At 71.0% G+C, this 19,114-nt stretch carries 13 protein-coding genes and 2 pseudogenes; 5 read left to right on the top strand and 10 right to left on the bottom strand.

Annotated features, from left to right (window positions below):
* Positions 1 to 73: 73 nt before the first annotated feature.
* Complete coding sequence (locus FPZ22_RS10005; RefSeq protein WP_144894114.1) at positions 74 to 2,059, bottom strand: ABC-F family ATP-binding cassette domain-containing protein; 1,986 nt, start codon at positions 2,057 to 2,059, stop codon at positions 74 to 76.
* A gap of 138 nt (positions 2,060 to 2,197) precedes the next feature.
* Here FPZ22_RS10005 and ybaL point away from each other — a divergent pair.
* A pseudogene (gene ybaL, locus FPZ22_RS10000) lies at positions 2,198 to 3,904 on the top strand (YbaL family putative K(+) efflux transporter); the annotation flags it as partial.
* Between the two features lie 4 nt (positions 3,905 to 3,908).
* Here ybaL and clpB read toward each other — a convergent pair.
* Positions 3,909 to 6,495 (bottom strand): annotated as a pseudogene (clpB, locus tag FPZ22_RS09995) (ATP-dependent chaperone ClpB).
* A gap of 683 nt (positions 6,496 to 7,178) precedes the next feature.
* On the opposite strand from clpB, the gene otsB reads away from it, so the two are divergent.
* From otsB to otsA, 3 genes are read left to right on the top strand one after another with little or no spacing between them, the layout of a single operon-like run.
* Positions 7,179 to 7,934: a trehalose-phosphatase gene (gene otsB / locus FPZ22_RS09990; protein WP_144892617.1), complete on the top strand. Its 756-nt coding sequence runs from the start codon at positions 7,179 to 7,181 to the stop codon at positions 7,932 to 7,934.
* Positions 7,931 to 9,712, top strand: coding sequence for a glycoside hydrolase family 15 protein (locus tag FPZ22_RS09985; RefSeq protein ID WP_144892615.1), 1,782 nt, complete (start codon positions 7,931 to 7,933; stop codon positions 9,710 to 9,712). Before otsB ends, FPZ22_RS09985 begins: the two co-directional genes overlap by 4 nt.
* Positions 9,712 to 11,112, top strand: coding sequence for an alpha,alpha-trehalose-phosphate synthase (UDP-forming) (otsA, locus tag FPZ22_RS09980; protein ID WP_144894112.1), 1,401 nt, complete (start codon positions 9,712 to 9,714; stop codon positions 11,110 to 11,112). The genes FPZ22_RS09985 and otsA overlap by 1 nt, the downstream gene beginning before the upstream one ends.
* Here otsA and gloA read toward each other — a convergent pair.
* The 3 genes from gloA to rluD form a co-directional block, all read right to left on the bottom strand.
* Positions 11,087 to 11,614: a lactoylglutathione lyase gene (gene gloA / locus FPZ22_RS09975; RefSeq protein WP_144892613.1), complete on the bottom strand. Its 528-nt coding sequence runs from the start codon at positions 11,612 to 11,614 to the stop codon at positions 11,087 to 11,089. The two genes, otsA and gloA, sit on opposite strands and share 26 nt — an antisense overlap.
* A 163-nt stretch (positions 11,615 to 11,777) precedes the next feature.
* Entirely contained in the window at positions 11,778 to 12,614 is an 837-nt protein-coding gene (gene pgeF / locus FPZ22_RS09970; protein WP_144892611.1) for a peptidoglycan editing factor PgeF, read from the bottom strand.
* Positions 12,611 to 13,564 (bottom strand): 23S rRNA pseudouridine(1911/1915/1917) synthase RluD, encoded by a 954-nt coding sequence (gene rluD / locus FPZ22_RS09965; protein WP_144892609.1) that lies wholly within the window; start codon positions 13,562 to 13,564, stop codon positions 12,611 to 12,613. Before rluD ends, pgeF begins: the two co-directional genes overlap by 4 nt.
* Positions 13,565 to 13,733: 169 nt before the next feature.
* Here rluD and FPZ22_RS09960 point away from each other — a divergent pair, with 169 nt between their 5' ends.
* Entirely contained in the window at positions 13,734 to 14,588 is an 855-nt protein-coding gene (locus FPZ22_RS09960; RefSeq protein WP_144892607.1) for an outer membrane protein assembly factor BamD, read from the top strand.
* Between the two features lie 33 nt (positions 14,589 to 14,621).
* On the opposite strand, the gene FPZ22_RS09955 is transcribed toward FPZ22_RS09960, so the two are convergent.
* The 5 genes from FPZ22_RS09955 to sucC all read right to left on the bottom strand — a co-directional run bounded on the left by FPZ22_RS09955 (position 14,622) and on the right by sucC (position 19,031).
* Positions 14,622 to 16,259: an NAD+ synthase gene (locus FPZ22_RS09955; RefSeq protein WP_144892605.1), complete on the bottom strand. Its 1,638-nt coding sequence runs from the start codon at positions 16,257 to 16,259 to the stop codon at positions 14,622 to 14,624.
* A gap of 1 nt (position 16,260) precedes the next feature.
* Positions 16,261 to 16,575, bottom strand: a complete 315-nt coding sequence (locus tag FPZ22_RS09950; RefSeq protein WP_144892603.1) for a CcdB family protein — start codon at positions 16,573 to 16,575, stop codon at positions 16,261 to 16,263.
* Complete coding sequence (locus FPZ22_RS09945; RefSeq protein WP_144892602.1) at positions 16,572 to 16,838, bottom strand: type II toxin-antitoxin system CcdA family antitoxin; 267 nt, start codon at positions 16,836 to 16,838, stop codon at positions 16,572 to 16,574. Before FPZ22_RS09945 ends, FPZ22_RS09950 begins: the two co-directional genes overlap by 4 nt.
* Positions 16,839 to 16,961: 123 nt before the next feature.
* Complete coding sequence (sucD, locus tag FPZ22_RS09940) at positions 16,962 to 17,840, bottom strand: succinate--CoA ligase subunit alpha (protein WP_144892600.1); 879 nt, start codon at positions 17,838 to 17,840, stop codon at positions 16,962 to 16,964.
* 24 nt (positions 17,841 to 17,864) lie between these two features.
* Positions 17,865 to 19,031 (bottom strand): ADP-forming succinate--CoA ligase subunit beta, encoded by a 1,167-nt coding sequence (gene sucC / locus FPZ22_RS09935; RefSeq protein WP_144892598.1) that lies wholly within the window; start codon positions 19,029 to 19,031, stop codon positions 17,865 to 17,867.
* Positions 19,032 to 19,114: the final 83 nt, after the last annotated feature.

The raw sequence follows: 19,114 nt of genomic DNA, 5'->3' as shown, positions 1-19,114 counted from the left end.
TGTGATCGCCCTCAGGATGCACCAGGCCGCGCGGGCCGGGCGTTGATCCAGGTCAACGGGGTCGGCGCGAGGGTCAGGCCGCCTCGTACAGGGCCAGCAGTTCGGTTTCGGCCTCGGCGAGCTCGGCGGCCAGGGCCGCGCGTCGCCGGGCGGCCCCGGCGGCGCGCGCGGACGCGTCCGGGCCCTCGTGGAAGGCGGGGGCGGCGAGATCGGCATCGATGCCGGCGATCGCTGCTTCCAGGGCCGCCACGCGCGCTTCCGCCTGCGCCAGCCGGTGCGGGTTGACCTTCGACTTCGTCGGTCCGGGCGCGGGCGGAGGCGCTGGTGGAGGCGGCGGCGCCGCCGCGGCCTTCGCCCCGCCTGCCGCCCCCGCCGCCTTCGCGTCCTGCGGCCGCGAGCGGAGCCACGCCGCGTAGTCGTCGAGGTCGCCGTCGAAGGGCTGGACCATGCCGTCGGCCACCCGCCAGTAGGTGTCGCTGACCAGGCCGATCAGGTGCCGGTCGTGCGAGACCAGCACGATCGCGCCGGGGAAATCCGAGAGCGCCTCGGCCAGCGCCTCGCGCATTTCCAGGTCGAGGTGGTTGGTGGGCTCGTCGAGCAGCAGCACGTTGGGCTGGCGCCAGGCGATCATCGCCAGCGCCAGCCGCGCGCGCTCGCCGCCGCTGAAGCCGTCGATGGACTCGAACGCGCGGTCGCCGGGGAAGCTCCACTTGCCGAGGAAATTGCGGAAGTCCTGGGTCGACGCCTCGGGCGTGATCCCGCGCAGGTGATCGATGGGCGAGGTGCCGGCCACCAGCGCCTCCACGGTGTGCTGCGCGAAGTAGCCGATGCGCAGGTCCGGATGGGCGTAGCGCTCGCCGGCGAGCAGCGGCAGATCGCCCACCAGCGACTTCACCAGGGTCGACTTGCCGGCGCCGTTGGGGCCGAGCAGGCCGATGCGGTCGCCGGCCTCGAGGCCGAAGTTGGCGTCGCGCAGGATCACCGTCGCTGCACCGCCCGCACCCCCTGTACCCGCGTCCCCTGCAGGAGCAGCTATAGCTGCGACCGCTGCTACGCCAGGCACAGGGATTCCCGTCGCAGCTGCAGCTGCTCCTACGGGGGGCGGCTCAGCGGGGGCGTAGCCGCAGTCGGCATGGTTCAGGCGCAGCAGCGCGTGCGGCAGCTTCGCCGGCGCGGGGAAGTCGATCCGCACCTCGCGCTCGGCGCGCACGGCCTCGGTGTCGGCCAGCTTGGCCAGGCGCTTGACCCGCGACTGCGCCTGCGCGGCCTTGGCGGCGCTGGCCTTGAAGCGGTCGATGAAGCTCTGCAGGTGGGCGCGCTCGGCCTGCACCTTGTCGTGCTGGATCTGCTGCTGGCGCAGCTGTTCGGCGCGCTGGCGCTCGAAGCTGGTGTAGTTGCCGATGTAGAGCTTCGCCCGGCCGCCGTGCAGGTGCATGGTGTGGGTGTTGACGTTGTCGAGGAACTCGCGGTCGTGCGAGATCAGCAGCAGCGTGCCCTGGTACTTCATCAGCCACTGTTCGAGCCAGAGCACGGCGTCGAGGTCGAGGTGGTTGGTGGGCTCGTCGAGCAGCAGCACGTCCGAGGGCGTCATCAGCGCGCGCGCCAGGTTCAGGCGCACGCGCCAGCCGCCGGAGAAGCTCGACACCGGCCGCTGCTGCGCCTCGCCGGGGAAGCCCAGGCCGTGCAGCAGCTTGCCGGCGCGCGCGGCGCCGTCGTAGCCGCCGACCTCCTCCAGCCTCTGGTGCGCCTCGGCCACCGCCTCCCAGTCCTCGGCGGCGAAGGCGTTGGCCTCGGACTGCAGCGCGGCGTGCACGGCGGCGTCGCCGGCCAGCACGAAGTCGATCGCCGCATCCGGCAGCGAAGGCATCTCCTGCGCGATCGAAGCGATGCGCAACCGCGAGGGCAGGTCGAGGTCGCCGCGGTCGGGCTCGACCTCGCCGCGCACCGCGGCGAACAGCGAGGACTTGCCGGTGCCGTTGCGGCCGACCACGCCCACCCGCCAGCCGGCGTGCAGGGACAGGTCGACGTCGGAGAGCAGCAGGCGCTCGCCGCGGCGCAGGGCGAAGTTGCGGAAGGAGATCACGCGGGGGATCCGGGGCGGTGCGGGGGCGCACTAGTGTATCGGCGGGGCGGCCCATGGACGCTCGGCGTCACCCGGCGTCGATTATGCTTCCGGGATTCCCGACCGGACCCCCGGATGCCGCACCACACCGAGCTCCTCGCGATCCTGACGGTCGGATTCGTGCTGGCCTACGTCCTGGGCCTGGCCGCGCACCGGCTGAAGCTGTCGCCGCTGGTGGGCTACCTGGTCGCGGGCATCATCGCCGGACCCTTCACCCCGGGCTTCGTGGGCGACCAGGCGCTGGCGCCGCAGCTGGCCGAGCTCGGCGTCATCCTGCTGATGTTCGGCGTCGGCCTGCACTTCTCCATCCGCGACCTGATGGCGGTGCGGCACATCGCCATTCCCGGCGCGGTGGTGCAGATCACCGTGGCCACGCTGCTGGGCTGGGGCCTGGCGTCGATGCTCGGCTGGCCGACGCTGCAGGGCATCGTCTTCGGCTTCTCTCTGGCCACGGCCAGCACCGTGGTGCTGCTGCGGGCGATGGAGCAGCGGCGGCTGCTGGACACCACCCGCGGGCGGATCGCGGTCGGCTGGCTGATCGTCGAGGACCTGGCCTGCGTGGTCGCGCTGGTGCTGATGCCCGCGGTGGCCAGCGTCTACGGCGGCGCCGGCGAGGCACCGGTGCGGATGGGCGAAGTGCTGCTCGCCATCGGCAAGACCCTGGTTCAGGTGGGGCTGTTCGTGGCGGTGATGCTGGTCGTCGGGCGGCGGGTGATCCCGTGGATGCTCGAGCGCACCGCGGGCACCGGCTCGCGCGAGCTGTTCACGCTGGCGGTGCTGTCGATCGCGCTCGGCATCGCACTGGGCTCGGCCGAGCTGTTCGGGGTCTCGTTCGCGCTCGGCGCCTTCTTCGCCGGCATGCTGCTCAACGAGTCCGAGCTCAGCCACAAGGCGGCCCAGGATTCGCTGCCGATGCGCGACGCCTTCGCGGTGCTGTTCTTCGTCTCGGTGGGGATGCTGTTCGATCCCGCGATCCTGGTCGAGGCGCCGCTGCTGGTGCTGGCCACCACCCTCATCGTCATGTTCGGCAAGTCGGCGGCGGCATACCTCATCGTCCGCGCCTTCGGGCATCCGAAGTCGACCGCACTGACGATCTCGGCCAGCCTGGCGCAGATCGGCGAGTTCGCCTTCATCATCGCGGCGCTGGGCGTGGGCCTGGGCATCCTGCCGCCCGAGGGCCAGGACCTGGTGCTGGCCGGTGCCCTGGTCTCGATCATGCTCAACCCCCTGGCCTTCGGCGTGGTCGACCGCTGGCTGGCGCGGCAGCAGTCCAGGGCGGACGCCGAGGCCGCCCGCGCCGCCGCGCGCGAAGTGGCGGAGGACGCCGCCAGCCACCACCTGCCGGACTCGATCTCGGGACATGCCATCGTAGTCGGCTACGGGCGCGTCGGCCGGCAGCTGGCCAGCCTGCTCCACGGCCGCGGCGTACCGCTGGTGGTGGTCGAGGACGATGCCGAACTGGTGGCCGTCGCGCGCGAGGCCGGCCTGCATGCCGTGCGCGGCAACGTGGCGTCGGAGCCGGTGATGCTGGAGACCGCGCCGGACCGCGCGGCGATGGCGGTGTTCGCGATCCCCAACGCGCTCGAGGCCGGCGAGACGATCGCCCGCCTGAAGGCCCTGAACCCCGCGATCACCGTCCTCGCCCGCGCCCACAGCGACGCCGAGGTGAAGCACCTGCTGGCGCACGGCGCCGACGGCGCGGTCCTCGCCGAACGCGAGCTCGCCTACTCCCTGGCGGAGATGGTGATGGCCACCCCGCCCTACCGCTCCCCCGCGCTGCCGCCTCCTAGCCCCTCGCAAAGGCGAGCCTGCCGGCCTCGGCGTCGACGCGGACGGTGTCGCCGCTGCCGAACTCCCCGGCCAGGATCTTCTGCGCCAGCGGGTTCTCCAGCTGCTGCTGGATCGCGCGCTTCAGCGGCCGCGCGCCGTACACCGGGTCGAAGCCCACGTTGCCCAGCAGCTCGAACGCCGCCTCGGACACCTCGATGCGGATCCCGCGCTCGCCCAGCCGCTTCTCCAGCCCGCGCATCTGGATCCGAGCGATCTCCCGGATCTGCGCCTTGTCCAGCGCGTGGAAGACGACGATGTCGTCGAGGCGGTTGATGAACTCCGGCCGGAAGTGTGCCTGGACCACGGCCATCACCGAGGCCTTCATCTGCGTGTAGGCCTCGGGCGAATCGTCGCCGCCGAGCTCCTGGATCATCTGGCTGCCCAGGTTCGACGTCATCACGATCACGGTGTTGCGGAAGTCCACCGTGCGCCCCTGGCCGTCGGTCAGGCGACCGTCGTCGAGCACCTGGAGCAGGATGTTGAACACGTCCGGGTGCGCCTTCTCGACCTCGTCGAGCAGGATCACGCTGTAGGGACGGCGGCGGACCGCCTCGGTGAGATAGCCGCCTTCCTCATAGCCCACGTAGCCCGGGGGGGCACCGACGAGCCGCGACACCGAGTGCTTCTCCATGAACTCGCTCATGTCGATGCGCACCATGGCGTCGCTGGAATCGAACAGGAACTCGGCCAGCGCCTTGCACAGCTCGGTCTTGCCGACGCCGGTGGGGCCCAGGAACAGGAACGAACCATCCGGCCGGGCGGGATCGGCCAGGCCGGCGCGCGCGCGGCGCACCGCGTCGGACACCACCTTGACCGCCTCGTCCTGGCCGACCACGCGCGCGTGCAGCACCTGCTCCATGCGCAGCAGCTTGTCGCGCTCGCCTTCCAGCATCTTCGCTACCGGGATGCCGGTCCAGCGGCTGACCACCTCGGCGATCTCGTCTTCGGTCACCTTGTCCTGCAGCAGGGTGAAGCCGCGGGTTTCGGCCTCCTGCGCGGCGTGCGCCTGTTTTTCCAGCTCGGGCAGCCGGCCGTACTGGATCTCGCTCATCTTCGCGAAGTCCTGCCGGCGCTGCGCGGCCTCGAGTTCGAGCTTGGCGGCCTCGATCTGCTCCTTGATCTTCGTCGCACCCTGCAGCGTGGCCTTCTCGGCCTTCCAGACTTCCTCGAGGTCGTTGTACTCGCGCTCCATCACCTCGATCTCGCTCTCGAGATCGGCCAGGCGCTGCTTCGAGGCCTCGTCCTTCTCCTTCTTCAGGGCCTCGCGCTGGATCTTGAGCTGGATCAGGCGGCGCTCGCGCCGGTCGAGCTCCTCGGGCTTGGAGTCGATCTCCATGCGGATGCGGCTGGCGGCCTCGTCCATCAGATCGATGGCCTTGTCCGGCAGCTGGCGGTCGGCGATGTAGCGGTGCGACAGCGTCGCCGCGGCCACGATCGCCGGGTCGGTGATCTCGACGCCGTGGTGGACCGCGTACTTCTCCTTCAGCCCGCGCAGGATCGCGATCGTGTCCTCGACCGAGGGCTCGCCCACGAACACCTTCTGGGAAGCGCCGCTCCAGCGCCGCGTCCTTCTCGATGTACTTGCGGTACTCGTCGAGCGTGGTCGCGCCGATGCAGTGCAGCTCGCCGCGGGCCAGCGCCGGCTTCAGCATGTTGCCGGCGTCCATCGCGCCCTCGGCCTTGCCGGCGCCGACCATGGTGTGCAGCTCGTCGATGAAGAGGATGATCTGGCCCTCGTTCTTGGCCAGGTCGTTGAGCACCGCCTTCAGCCGCTCCTCGAATTCGCCGCGGTACTTGGCGCCGGCGATCAGCGCGCCCATGTCGAGCGACAGCACGCGCTTGCCGCGCAGGCCCTCGGGCACCTCGTTGTTGACGATGCGCTGCGCCAGGCCTTCGACGATCGCGGTCTTGCCCACGCCCGGCTCGCCGATCAGCACCGGGTTGTTCTTGGTCCGCCGCTGCAGCACCTGGATGGTGCGTCGGATCTCCTCGTCGCGGCCGATCACCGGGTCGAGCTTGCCCTTCTCGCTGCGCGCGGTCAGGTCGATGGTGTACTTCTCCAGCGCCTGGCGGGCCTCCTCGGCGCTGGCGTCCTGGACCTTCTCGCCGCCGCGCATGGCCTCGATCGCGACCTCCAGGCGCGCCCTGTCGCCGCCCGCGGCCTTCAGCGCGCGCCCGGCGTCGCCGCCGTCGTCCAGCGCCGCGAGCAGGAACAGCTCGGAGGCGATGAACGAGTCGCCGCGCTGCTGCGCCAGCCTGTCGGTGACGTTGAGCAGCCTCCCGAGGTCGTTGCCCAGCGACACTTGTCCAGCCTGGCCGGAGACCTTCGGCAGCTTCTCCAGGATCTCGCCCAGGCGCTCGCGCAGCAGGGGCACGTTGACGCCGGCCTGCGCCAGCAGCGGCCCGCTGCCGCCGCCCTGTTCGTCCAGCAGGGCCGTGAGCACGTGGGCCGGTTCGATCAGGTTGTGGTCGCGGCCCACGGCCAACGACTGCGCGTCGGCCAGCGCCTGCTGGAAGCGCGAGGTGAGTCTGTCCATTCGCATCGGGTTGCCTCGGATGTGGGCCGGCGACGGCCGGCAATACTCCGCAGATGCGGTCCCAAGCCGGCCAGTTCAAGGTTCATCTCCCAAGTGAGGGACGCTCCGTCGAGGTTCGCGCCGCCCGCCGCGGAGGCCGGGGCCGCCGCTCCGGTGAGTTGGCCGCAGCCCGCCGCGGAGGCAGGGGGGATGCCCAGCCGGAAGCGTGCGCGTCCTGCTACCGAATCCGGCCGCCGGCCATCCATGGCCGGCTCTGGGCATCCCCCCTGCCTCCGCGGCGGGCCCGATCTCTGGTCGCGGTCTGGAGGAGAGCAAGGGCAACAGCAACGGCGACGGCGACGCGACGTCGAGACAAGGCCGATGTCGAGGTCGATGCCGAAGGCGGTTCGGTCGCCATGGCAGGAGCCGCTCGGCGAGCGCGTGACCGCTCTTGCTCTTGCTCTTGATCTCCGTTCCGAAGCCCGAGAGCGCTGGAGCCCGTCCCGCGTGCAGGGGGTGTGCGGACAGCCGGCCATGGATGGCCGGCGGCCGGCAGTGGCAGCAGGACGCGGAGACTGCCGGGGAGCACACCCCCTGTGCGCGGGACGGGCAGCGCGGAGTCACAGCGGAGCGACCCAGGGACGCGACACGGGCGCGGTCGGGACACGCCGATAGCGAAATCCTCACACCGTCTCGCCCACACTCGGACCATGGCCGAGACCCCAGTGCTGCCGCCTCCGCCGCCCATCGACGACAGCTGCGCCCTGTTCCTCGACGTCGACGGGACCCTGCTCGACTTCGCGCTCCGCCCCGACGCAGTCGACGTTCCCGAGCCCCTGGGGCCCGCGCTCGAAGCCCTGCACCAGCGCCTCGGCGGCGCGCTCGCCCTGATCAGCGGCCGATCGCTGCGGACCCTGGACACCCTGCTGGCGATGCCGGTCCTGCCGGCCTCCGGCCTGCACGGGCTCGAGCGCAGGCATGGCCGCTTCGGCCACCGTGCGCCGCAGCCGCCGCGGTCGCTGTCCCTGGTGCTGGCCGAGGCCATGAACGTCGCCGCCCGCCATCCCGGCGCGGTGGTCGAGGACAAGGGTTCGGCGATCGCCCTGCACTGGCGCGCGGCGCCCAACGCCAGCGACGAGCTGCGGGCCTTCGCCCACGCCGCGCTGCCGCGGCTGCCCGGCTACCGGCTGCAGCCCGGAAACGACGTGGTCGAACTGCGCCCCGCGGCCTACCAGGGCCGGCGCGCCGACAAGGGCGCCGCGATCCTGGCCTTCATGGACGAACCGCCCTTCGCCGGCCGGCGCCCGGTGTTCGCCGGCGACGACATCACCGACGAGGCCGGTTTCGCCGCCGTCAATGCCCGCGACGGCGTGAGCGTGCTGGTGGGGCCGCCGCGCACCAGCGCCGCGCACTTCGGGCTCGCGGGAACCGGCCAGGTGCATGCCTGGATCGGAGTCGGCCGATGATGCCTGCCAGCCTGGACCTGGGCCTGATCGGCAACGGCAGCGTCGCCGCCCTGATCGATGCGCGGGCACGGGTGTGCTGGTGCTGCGTCCCCGCATTCGACGGCGACCCGACCTTCTGCAGCCTGCTGTCGCCCCACGCCGACGGCGGCGAGTGGGCCATCGAACTGGAGGACTTCGAGTCCGCCCGCCAGGAGTACGTCAAGAACAGCGCCCTGCTGCGGACCGTGCTGCGCGACCGCCATGGCGGCGAGGTCGAGGTCACCGACTTCATGCCGCGCTGGCGCCAGCACGGCCGCTTCTACCGCCCGGTGATGCTGGTGCGCCGCCTGCGGCCACTGGCCGGGCGCCCGCGCATCCGCATCGTGCTGCGCCCGCTGTGCGACTACGGCGCCGAGATGCCGGCCCGGACCTGGGGCAGCAACCACATCCGCTACCTGGTGCCGGGTTTCACGCTGCGCCTGACCAGCGACGTGCCCGTGCGCCTGGTGCGCGAGTCGCTGCCGTTCGAGCTCGACGGCTCGCGACACCTGGTGCTGGGCCCCGACGAGACCCTGACCGAGTCGCTGGAAGGCTTCGTGCAGAAGGCCGAACGCCTGACCCTGGAATACTGGCGGGAATGGGTGCGCTACCTCTCCGTCCCGCTGGAATGGCAGGACGCGGTCATCCGCAGCGCCATCACCCTCAAGCTCTGCCAGTACGAGGAAACCGGGGCGATCGTCGCCGCCATCACCACCTCCATTCCCGAGGCTCCGCACAGCGAGCGCAACTGGGACTACCGCTACTGCTGGCTGCGCGACTCCGCCTTCGTGGTGCGCGCACTCAACCGGCTGGGCGCGACCCGCACCATGGAGGGCTACCTGCGCTACGTGCTCAACCTCGCCACCGGCGAGGACGGCGGCCTGCAGCCGCTGTACGGCATCGACTTCGCCTCGCGGCTGGAGGAACACGCGGTGCCCGCACTCGCCGGCTACCGCGGCATGGGGCCGGTGCGCCGCGGCAACCTGGCCTGGGTGCAGAAGCAGCACGACGTCTACGGCAGCGTCGTGCTGGCCGCCACCCAGCTGTTCTTCGACCAGCGTCTGGAGCGCCCCGGCGACATCGACGCCTTCCATCGGCTGGAGCCGCTGGGCGAACGGGCCTGGGTGCTGCACGACCAGCCCGACGCCGGCATCTGGGAGTTTCGCGGCCGCGAGGAAGTGCACACCTATTCCAGCGTGATGTGCTGGGCCGCCTGCGACCGCCTGGCGCGCATCGCCGCGCACCTGGGCCTGGCGCCGCGCGCGGTGCACTGGCGGCAGCGCGCGGACGCCATGCGCGCGGACATCCTCGAGCGCGCCTGGGACGCGGATCTCGGCCATTTCGTCGAGTCGACCGAAGGCCGGCGCCTGGACGCCAGCCTGCTGCTGCTCGCCGACCTCGGCTTCATCGATGCCCAGGACCCGCGCTTCGTCGCCACCGTCGAAGCGATCGGAACGCAGCTGCGGCGCGGGACGTCCCTGTTCCGCTACATCGCACCGGACGACTTCGGGCATCCCGAGACCAGCTTCACGATCTGCAGCTTCTGGTACATCGACGCGCTGGCCTCGATCGGCCGCGTGGACGAGGCGCGGCAGCAGTTCGAGAGCCTGCTGGCGCGGCGCAATCCGCTGGGCCTGCTGTCGGAGGACATGGCCTTCGACGACGGCGAAGCCTGGGGCAACTTCCCGCAGACGTATTCGCACGTGGGCGTGGTGATGGCGGCGATGCGCCTGTCGCGGCCGTGGTCGGCGGCGACCTGATGGGCCGGCTGGTCGTCGTCTCCAACCGGGTGACCCTGCCCGACGAGAGCCGGGCCGGCGGGTTGGCGATCGCGCTGCGCGCCGCCCTGGCCGAGCGCGGAGGGCTCTGGTTCGGCTGGAGCGGGACGTGCGTGCGCCAGGCCTCCGGCGCGATGCACGAGTACGTGGACGGCGACATCCGCTATGCGGTGATGGACCTGTCGCGCCAGGACTTCGACGACTACTACAACGGTTTCGCCAACCGCACGCTGTGGCCGCTGCTGCATTTCCGCATGGACCTGGTGGACTACACGCGCAAGACCTACGCCGGCTACCTGCGCGTCAACGCGCTGTTCGCCGACCGCCTGGCGTCGGAGCTGCGTCCCGACGACCTGGTGTGGGTCCACGACTACCACCTGATCCCGCTGGCCCAGCGCCTGCGCGAGCGCGGCGTGGGCAACCGCATCGGCTTCTTCCTGCACGTGCCGATGCCGTCGTCGGACCTGCTGGCGGCGCTGCCGCACCACCGCGAACTGTTCGCGGCGCTGTCCTCGTACGACCTGGTCGGCTTCCAGACGCCGCGCGACCTGGAGCGCTTCCAGGACTACGTGCGCCTGTTCGGGGGCGGGCGGGTGATCGGCGACGGCCTGATGGAAACCGCCGACGGCCGGCGCTTCCGCGGCGGCGCGTTTCCGATCGGCATCGACGTGCCGACCATCGCCGACCAGGCGGTCAAGGCCATGAACCGGCTTCCGGTGCGTCGGCTGCAGGAAAGCCTGGGCGGCCGCGCGCTCGCCATCGGCGTCGACCGCCTGGACTACTCCAAGGGCCTGCCCGAACGCTTCCGCGCGTTCGAGCGGCACCTCGAACGCCACCCCAACCAGGGCGGCCGCATCACCTTCCTGCAGATCGCGCCTCCCTCGCGCAGCGACGTGCCCGAATACCGCAAGCTGCGCCGCGAACTCGAGACGCTCAGCGGCCACATCAACAGCGGCCATGCCGTCCCTGACTGGACGCCGGTGCGCTACGTCAACCGCGACTTTCCGCACGACGTCCTCACCGGTTTCTACCGGATCGCGCGCATCGCCCTGGTCACGCCCATGCGCGACGGCATGAACCTGGTGGCGAAGGAGTACGTTGCCGCGCAGGACCCGGAGAACCCGGGCGTGCTGGTGCTGTCGCGCTTCGCCGGCGCCGCGCAGGAGCTGCACGGCGCGCTGCAGGTCAATCCCTACGACCTCGACGGCGTGGCCGACGCCATCGCTCGGGCGCACGCCATGCCGCTGGCCGAACGCTACGCGCGCTGGCGCGGGATGATGGACCGCATCGAGGCCTACGACATCCACGCCTGGCGGCGCGACTTCCTCCGGACCCTGCAGGCGACTCCCGCCACGGTCAGTCCAGCGGCGTCGGCTGGATGATCTCCACCCAGTAGCCGTCGGGGTCCTTGATGAAGGCGATCTCCTTCATGCGTCCGTCGGTCAGGCGCTTCTGGAACGGCACGCCCAGCTGCTCGAAGCGCGCACAGGCCGCGCGCACGTCCGGCACGCTGACGCAGATGTGGCCGAAGCCGCGCGGCTCGCTGTTGCCGTCGTGGTACACGGGGCCGTCCTGCGCTTCCGTGCCGTGGTTGTGGGTCAGCTCCAGCACGCCCTGCAGGCGGGCGACCCAGGCCTTGCGCTCCGCCTCGTCGTCCGGGATCCGCGCCGGATCGACCAGGGCGAGGAAGTAGAGCGAGAACGCCGCCTCGGGGAAGTCGTTGCGGCGCACCAGGCTGAAGCCCAGCACGCGGGTGTAGAAGTCGAGGGAGGCGCGCGGATCCTTGATCCGCAGCATGGTGTGGTTGAAGACGAAGCCCTGGGTGGCGGCGTCGCGCGCGGCGACGCCCGGGACGCTGGCGAGGGTGGCGGCGGTGTCGGTCATGGTCTGCATCCTTGGGGGGGAGGGGCTCCATTATCTCCCCTGGCCAGCGGCCGCTTTTGCAGAAGCGGCTACAGCGACCCGGCCCCCCTGTGGGAGCGGCTATAGCCGCTCCTGAAGGGAGGGGCGATCGCGGCTGTTCCTGCAGGGGGCGGGGTAGCGGCTCCTACAGCCAGGCCAGGATCGCCATGCGCCCGGTGCGGGCATCGCGGCGATGCGAGAAGAAGCGGCGGTCGGAGATCGTGCACTCGCCGCCGCCATGGATGTCGGCGGCGGCCATGCCCGCCGCGCCGAGTCGGCGCCGGGCCAGCGCGTACAGGTCCATGTGCCAGTGTCCGGGACGCGTGCCCCGGAAGGCCGCGTCCGCATCGGGATCGGCGGCGACGAAGGCATCGCGCACCTCGGCCCCGACTTCGTAGGCCGCGGGACCCGCTGCGGGGCCAAGCCAGGCCACGACGTCGGCGGGCGCGGCACGCAGCGCCTCCAGCGTGCGCTCCAGCACGCCCGCCGCCAGCCCGCGCCAGCCGGCGTGGGCGACGGCGACCTCGCTGCCGTCGCGGGCGGCCAGCACCACGGGCAGGCAGTCGGCGACAAGCACGGCCAGCACGACGCCGGGCACCCCGGTGACCGCGGCATCGGCCTCCGGCTCCGCCGCCATGCGCGTGCGCTCCGCGGTCGCATTGCCCGGCGGAAGGGGCGCATCCACGCGCAGCACGCCGGTGCCGTGCACCTGGCGCAGCCAGTGCGGCGCCGACGGCAGCTCGGCGCGATCGACCAGTTCCGCACGGTTGGCCGCCACGACGATGGGGTCGTCGCCGGCCTCGCCGCGCGCATTGCCCAGGTTGAAGCGATCGAAGGGCACCATCGAGGCGCCCGCGCCGTGGCGCAGCGTCACCAGCGCCTTCACGCCGGGCGGCGCGGGCCAGTCGGCCTCGAGCCAGGCCGTGCGCCGCGATGCCGGGCCGATCCCTCCGGGGCCGCGTCCGAGGCCGCCCGCGCTCATCGCCGCACCCCCGCGCCGGTCACCGCATGCGCGGCGGCATCCGCTCGCAGCTCGCGCAGCAGCGCCTGCATGTCCTCGGGCAGCGGCGCCTCGCAGCGCACCGTCTCGCCGGTGGCGGGATGCACGAACTCGAGCGCCTGCGCATGCAGGGCCTGGCGACGGAACCCGCGCAGCGCCTCCACCAGCCCCTCGGAGGCGCCCCGCGGCAGCTTCAGCGGCCCGCCGTACAGCGGGTCGCCCACGATCGGATGCTTCAGGTGCGCCATGTGCACGCGGATCTGGTGCGTGCGACCGGTTTCCAGCCTGCACTCCAGCGCGGTGTGGGCGCGGAAGCGCTCGTGCAGGCGGTAATGCGTGGTGGCCTCGCGGCCGTCCTCGCGCACCGCCATGCGCAGGCGGTCGCGCGGGTGGCGGTCGATCGGTGCGGACACGGTGCCGCCCGACACCAGGGCGCCGACCACCACCGCCAGGTACTGCCGGTGCACCTCGCGCGCGGACAGCTGGGCCACCAGCGCGGCCTGGGCCTGCAGGGTGCGGGCCACCACCATCACGCCGGAGGTGTCCTTGTCCAGGCGGTGGACGATGCCGGCCCGCGGCACCATGGCCAGCGCCGGGTCCCGGAACAGCAGGGCATTGACCAGGGTGCCGCTGTGGTTGCCCGCACCGGGGTGCACCACCAGGCCGGCGGGCTTGTCGATCACCAGGACCTCGGCGTCCTCGTACAGCACCGACAGCGGGATGTCCTCCGGCCCGGCGCTGACCTGCGCCTCCAGGGTCGCGGTGAGCAGCACCTCCTGCCCGCCGCGCACGGGTTCGCGCGGACGCACGCTGGCGCCGTCGAGCAGCACGTCGCCCGATTTCACCCAGGCCGCCAGGCGCGAACGCGAGAACTCGGGGAACAGCTCGGCCAGCACCGCGTCGAAGCGCCGCCCGGACAGGGCGTCGGGCACGCGGGCGGAGCGCGGGGGGGGCCGCGGCGGCGGGGGCTTCGTCGGAGTCGTGGTCGGGGTCTGGGTCGTGGTCGGTCATGGGGTCGGGCCGGATTCAGTCGCGGCCGCTGGCGTGCGGATCGTGGCTGCTATTATCCCCGGTCCACGCCTCCTCCGTCCCGGACGTCCCATGACCCGACGCACCACCCTGTTCCGCCGCGCCCTGCTGCTTGCGCTGCTGGCGGCGCTCGTCACCTCCGGCTGCGCGCGGATGAAGGGCATGTTCAAGGACGAGGACGCCAACGAGGGCGTGGCCGTCGAGACGCTCTACGACAAGGGCCACCGCCAGATGCGCAGCGGCAACTGGAACGTGGCCACCACCACCTTCCGCCGGCTGGTGGCGCAGTACCCGTACGGGCCCCACACCGAACAGGCGTTGATCGAGACCGCATACGCCCAGTTCAAGATGGGTCGCCACGACGACGCGGTCTCGTCCATCGACCGCTTCCTCCGCACCTATCCCACGCACCGCCACGTGCCCTACATGTACTACCTGCGCGGCCTGGTGAACTCCACCCGCGACACGGTGTTCCTGCAGCGCGCCTGGAACCTGGACACCAGCCGGCGCGACCTGTCCACGCCCCTCCAGGGCTACAACGACCTGCGCACGGTCACCGAGCGCTACCCGAACAGCCGCTACGCCGCCGACGCCGCCAACCGGATGGCCCTGCTGCGCAACGTCTTCGCGCGCCACGAGCTCGAAACCGCGCTGTACTACCTGCGCCGCGGGGCCTGGGTGGGCGCCACCGAGCGCGCCAGCTTCCTGATCGAGACCTATCCGCAGAGCGAATACCAGAACGACGCCGTGGCCGTGCTGGCCGCCGCCTACACCAGGCTCGGGAACGACACCCTGGCCGCGGATGCCCGTCGCGTGCTCGAACTCAACGAGCCCGACCACCCCTATCTGGCCGGCGAATGGCCCAGGTATCCCCGGACCATCCGCAAGCTCAACCCCTTCGCGAAAGAACGCTCCGCGGTCCACTAGCGGCACGGCCGGAAGGGCGCTCCGGCACGGGGGTCACCGGGGATAGCCGTTGGTGATGGGGTAGCGGCGCTCGCGGCCGAAGGCGCGCCGCGAGACCTTGGGGCCGGGGGCCGCCTGCTGGCGCTTCCATTCGCTGCGGCGCACCAGCTGCACCACCCTGTCCACCACGGCGGCGTCGAAGCCCGCCGCGCAGACTTCGTCGCGCGACTGCTCCTGGTCCACGAAGCGCAGCAGGATCGCGTCCAGCACGTCATAGGGCGGAAGCGAGTCCTGGTCGAGCTGGTTGGCGCGCAGCTCCGCCGTCGGCGGCCGCGCGATCACCGCCGGCGGGATGACCGGCGCCCCGCCCACGGTGTTGCGCCACTTCGCCAGGCCGTAGACCTCGGTCTTGTACAGGTCCTTGATCGGCGCGTAGGCCCCCGCCATGTCGCCGTAGATCGTGGCGTAACCGACCGCGTACTCGCTCTTGTTGCCGGTGGTCAGCACCAGGCCGCCGAACTTGTTCGACAGCGCCATCAGGATCATGCCGCGCGCGCGCGACTGCAGGTTCTCCTCGGTGACGTCGGCCTCGCGGCCCGCGAAGGCCTCGCCCAGGCTCGCCAGCAGGCCCTCGAACGCCGGCTCGACCGGCACCGTCATCATCTCCACCCCCAGCTCGCGGCACTGTTCGGCGGCCAGGTCGTTGCTGAGGCTGGCGGTGTAGCGCGAGGGCATGCGCACCGCGGTCACGTTCTCCGCGCCCAGCGCCTCGACCGCCATCGCCAGCACGATCGACGAATCGATGCCGCCCGACAGACCCAGCCAGGCACGGCGGAACCCGTTCTTGCCGAAGTAGTCGCGGATGCCGCGCACCACCGCGCGCCAGGCCAGCGCATCCATGCTCTCGTCGCCGTCGTCCATCCACACCATCGGCGTGAACGCGCGGCTTTCCGGCTCGTACTCGACCACCAGCCACTGGTCGGTGAAGGCGGCCGCGGCCGGATGCACCGTGCCGTCGCCGTCGGCCACGACCGACGACCCGTCGAACACCAGCGCGTCCTGACCGCCGACCAGGTTGAGGTAGGCCAGCGCCGCGCCGGTGGCGCGCGTGTGCGCGGCGATCATCGCATCGCGCTGCGCATGCTTGCCGCGCTCGAACGGCGAGGCGTTCGGCACCAGTACCAGCTGCGCGCCCTGCGCCACGGTGTCGGCGATCGGCTTGGGGAACCACAGATCCTCGCAGACCAGCAGCCCCACCGGCACGTCCTTGACCTCGAACACGCAGCTGCCGCCGTCGGGATCGACGTGGAAATAGCGGCGCTCGTCGAAGACGTTGTAGTTGGGCAGCTCGCGCTTGCGGCATGTGCGCTCGATGCGGCCGTCGCCCAGGACGCTGGCGGAGTTGTAGAGCACGCTGCCGGCGGACTCGGGCCAGCCGACGATGGCGACGATGCCGGTGGCCGCTTCGGCGATGGTGCGCAGCGCCTGCTCGCAGTCGGCCAGGAACCGGGGCCGCATCAACAGGTCCTCCGGCGGGTAGCCGCTGACCGCGAGCTCGGGGAACACCACGATGTCGGCGCCGTACTCGTCGCGGGCCTCGCCGATCATGGCGGCGATGCGCGTGGCATTCCCGGCGACGTCGCCGACCGGAAAGTCGAACTGGGCGAGCGCGATGCGGAGTGGGTCGGCCATGTCAGATTCCATGCGTCAGCATGTCGATGGCCGCCAGAATGGCATGCCGTTCATGGGACAGGTCGGCAACCTGCCTGCCCAGCATGCGCAACGGGACGCCCATGACCTGCGCCGTATCCATCACCAGCGGCGTTTCGTCCACCAGCAGGCGCGGCATCAGGCCTTCGATCACCCCGCCATGGCGCTCCAACGCCACCAGCGGCACGACCACGCGCGAACCCAGGGTCTCGATCAGGTCGCTCTGCACATCCAGAAAGCACGGAATCCGCTTCCTGGACACGGCGTCGGCGTTGGCGTAGGCGACGAACTGGCTCATCCGCCGGTCCCGGCCAGGTACGCACGCACGTGGTCGCTCAACATGCCATCGCGCTCGATGCGCCGGTTGTACGCCTCGATCGCCTCGCGGTTTTCCTCCAGCCACTTCTCGCGCCTGCGCGCGCGGATTTCGGCTTCCAGCGCTCGCTCGAGCGTGGCCGACAGGTTGATGTCCAGCGCCCGAGCGTCTTCCAGCAGGCCCTGGTTGATGCTGACGTTGGTGGCGCGCTTGCCGTAGCCGGCGTAATCATCGCGGATGCGCATGGCATGCCTCCATTGGATGCGCATCCATTCTGCGCATCGCGGGCGCAATGTCAAATCCGCGCGGGCATGCAAAGGCCGCCTCGCGGCGGCCTTTTGCGTGGGTCTCGCGGGGACCGGCCCGGCTCAGCCGTTCAGGCGCCTGGCGATCGCGGCACCCAGGTCGCCCGGGGAGCGCACGGTGGTGACGCCGGCCTTCTCCATCGCGGCGAACTTGCCCTCGGCCGTGCCCGAGCCGCCCGACGCGATCGCGCCGGCGTGGCCCATGCGCTTGCCCTTCGGGGCCGACGCGCCGGCGATGAAGCCCACCACCGGCTTGGTCACGTACTGGGCGATGAACTCGGCCGCCTCTTCCTCGGCCGAACCACCGATCTCGCCGACCATGATGATGCCCTCGGTCTGGGCATCGTCCTGGAACAGCTTCAGGCAGTCGATGAAGTTCAGGCCGTTGATCGGGTCGCCGCCGATGCCGATCACCGTCGACTGGCCCAGGCCCGCGTCGGTGGTCTGCTTGACCGCTTCATAGGTCAGGGTGCCCGAGCGCGACACGATCGCGATCTTGCCCGGCTTGTGGATGTGGCCCGGCATGATGCCGATCTTGCACTCGCCCGGGGTGATGATGCCGGGGCAGTTCGGGCCCACCAGCACGGTGTCCGGATAGGTGCTGACCAGGGTCTTCTTGACCCGCAGCATGTCCAGCACAGGGATGCCCTCGGTGATGCACACGATGACCTTGATGCCGGCGTCGGCGGCTTCGAGGATCGCGTCGGCCGCGAACGGCGGCGGCACGTAGATCACCGACGCGTTGGCGCCGGTGTCGGCGACGGCATCGGCCACGGTGTTGAACACCGGCAGGCCCAGGTGCTCGGTGCCGCCCTTGCCGGGGGTCACGCCGCCGACGACCTTCGTGCCGTATTCCAGCATCTGCTCGGCGTGGAAGGTGCCCTGCTGGCCGGTGAAGCCCTGCACGATCACCTTGGTGTCTTTGTTGACGAGAACGCTCATGTGTTTCCGATTCCTTGGTGTCGGTCAGGCGGCCTTGGCCGCGGCGACGGCCTTGCGGGCGCCGTCGTTGATGTCGTCGGCGGGAGTGATCGCCAGGCCGGAGTTCTTCAGCAGCTCCTTGCCCGCGTCCACGTTCGTGCCCTCGAGGCGCACCACCACCGGGACCTTGACGTCGACTTCCTTCACCGCGGCGATGATGCCTTCCGCGATCATGTCGCAGCGGACGATGCCGCCGAAGATGTTGACGAAGATCGCCTTCACGTCGTCGGACGAGAGGATCAGCTTGAACGCCTCGGTCACGCGCTCCCTGGTGGCGCCGCCGCCGACGTCGAGGAAGTTGGCCGGCGAGCCGCCTTCCAGCTGGATCACGTCCATCGTCGCCATCGCCAGGCCGGCGCCGTTGACCATGCAGCCGATGTTGCCGTCCATGGTCACGTAGTTCAGGTCGTGCTGGCTGGCCTTGACCTCGGTCTCGTCCTCCTGGCGGATGTCGCGCATGGCGACCAGGTCCGGGTGGCGGAAGGCGGCGTTGTCGTCGGAGTCGACCTTGCCGTCGAGCACCGCCAGGTTGCCGTCGGTGAGGATGGCCAGCGGGTTGAGCTCGACCAGCGCCAGGTCCTTCTCGTTGAACAGCTTGAACAGGCCCAGCATGATCTTCGTGAGCTGGTTGACCTGCTTCGCGGTCAGGCCCAGGGCGAAGCCCAGGTCGCGGCACTGGTAGGCCTGCAGGCCCTGGATGTAGTTGACGTTGAGCGTCTGGATCTTCTCGGGGGTCTCGGCGGCCACCTGCTCGATGTCCATGCCGCCTTCGCTGGAGGCGATGAAGGTGATCGACTGCGTCGAACGGTCCACCAGCACCGAAAGATAGAGTTCCTTGGCGATGTCGGTGGCCTGGGTCACCAGCACCGAGTCGATCGGCAGCTCGACGCCGGCGGTCTGGTAGGTGGCCATCTTCTGGCCGAGCATGCCCTGGGCGTACTCGCGCACCGAATCGAGCGTCTTGGCCAGCTTCACGCCGCCGGCCTTGCCGCGGCCGCCGGCATGGATCTGGGCCTTGACCACCCAGAAGTCGCCGCCGATGGCCTTGGCGGCATCGACCGCCTCCTCGGGGGTGCGGGCGACGCGCCCGGCGGGAACGGCAATGCCGTAGTCGGCGAACAGCTGCTTCGCCTGGTACTCGTGGAAGTTCATGTGGAGTCCGTCGTGGGAAAGTGGGACACAGCGCCAGCCATTATAGTGCGCCAACGCCACCGGAGCCCGCCCCCGTGCCGAAT

Source organism: Luteimonas granuli, from assembly GCF_007795095.1.
GTDB classification, from domain to species: Bacteria; Pseudomonadota; Gammaproteobacteria; order Xanthomonadales; family Xanthomonadaceae; genus Luteimonas; species Luteimonas granuli.
The sequence above is the reverse complement of the archived record's forward strand: the minus strand, read 5'-3'. Positions and strand labels throughout refer to the sequence as shown.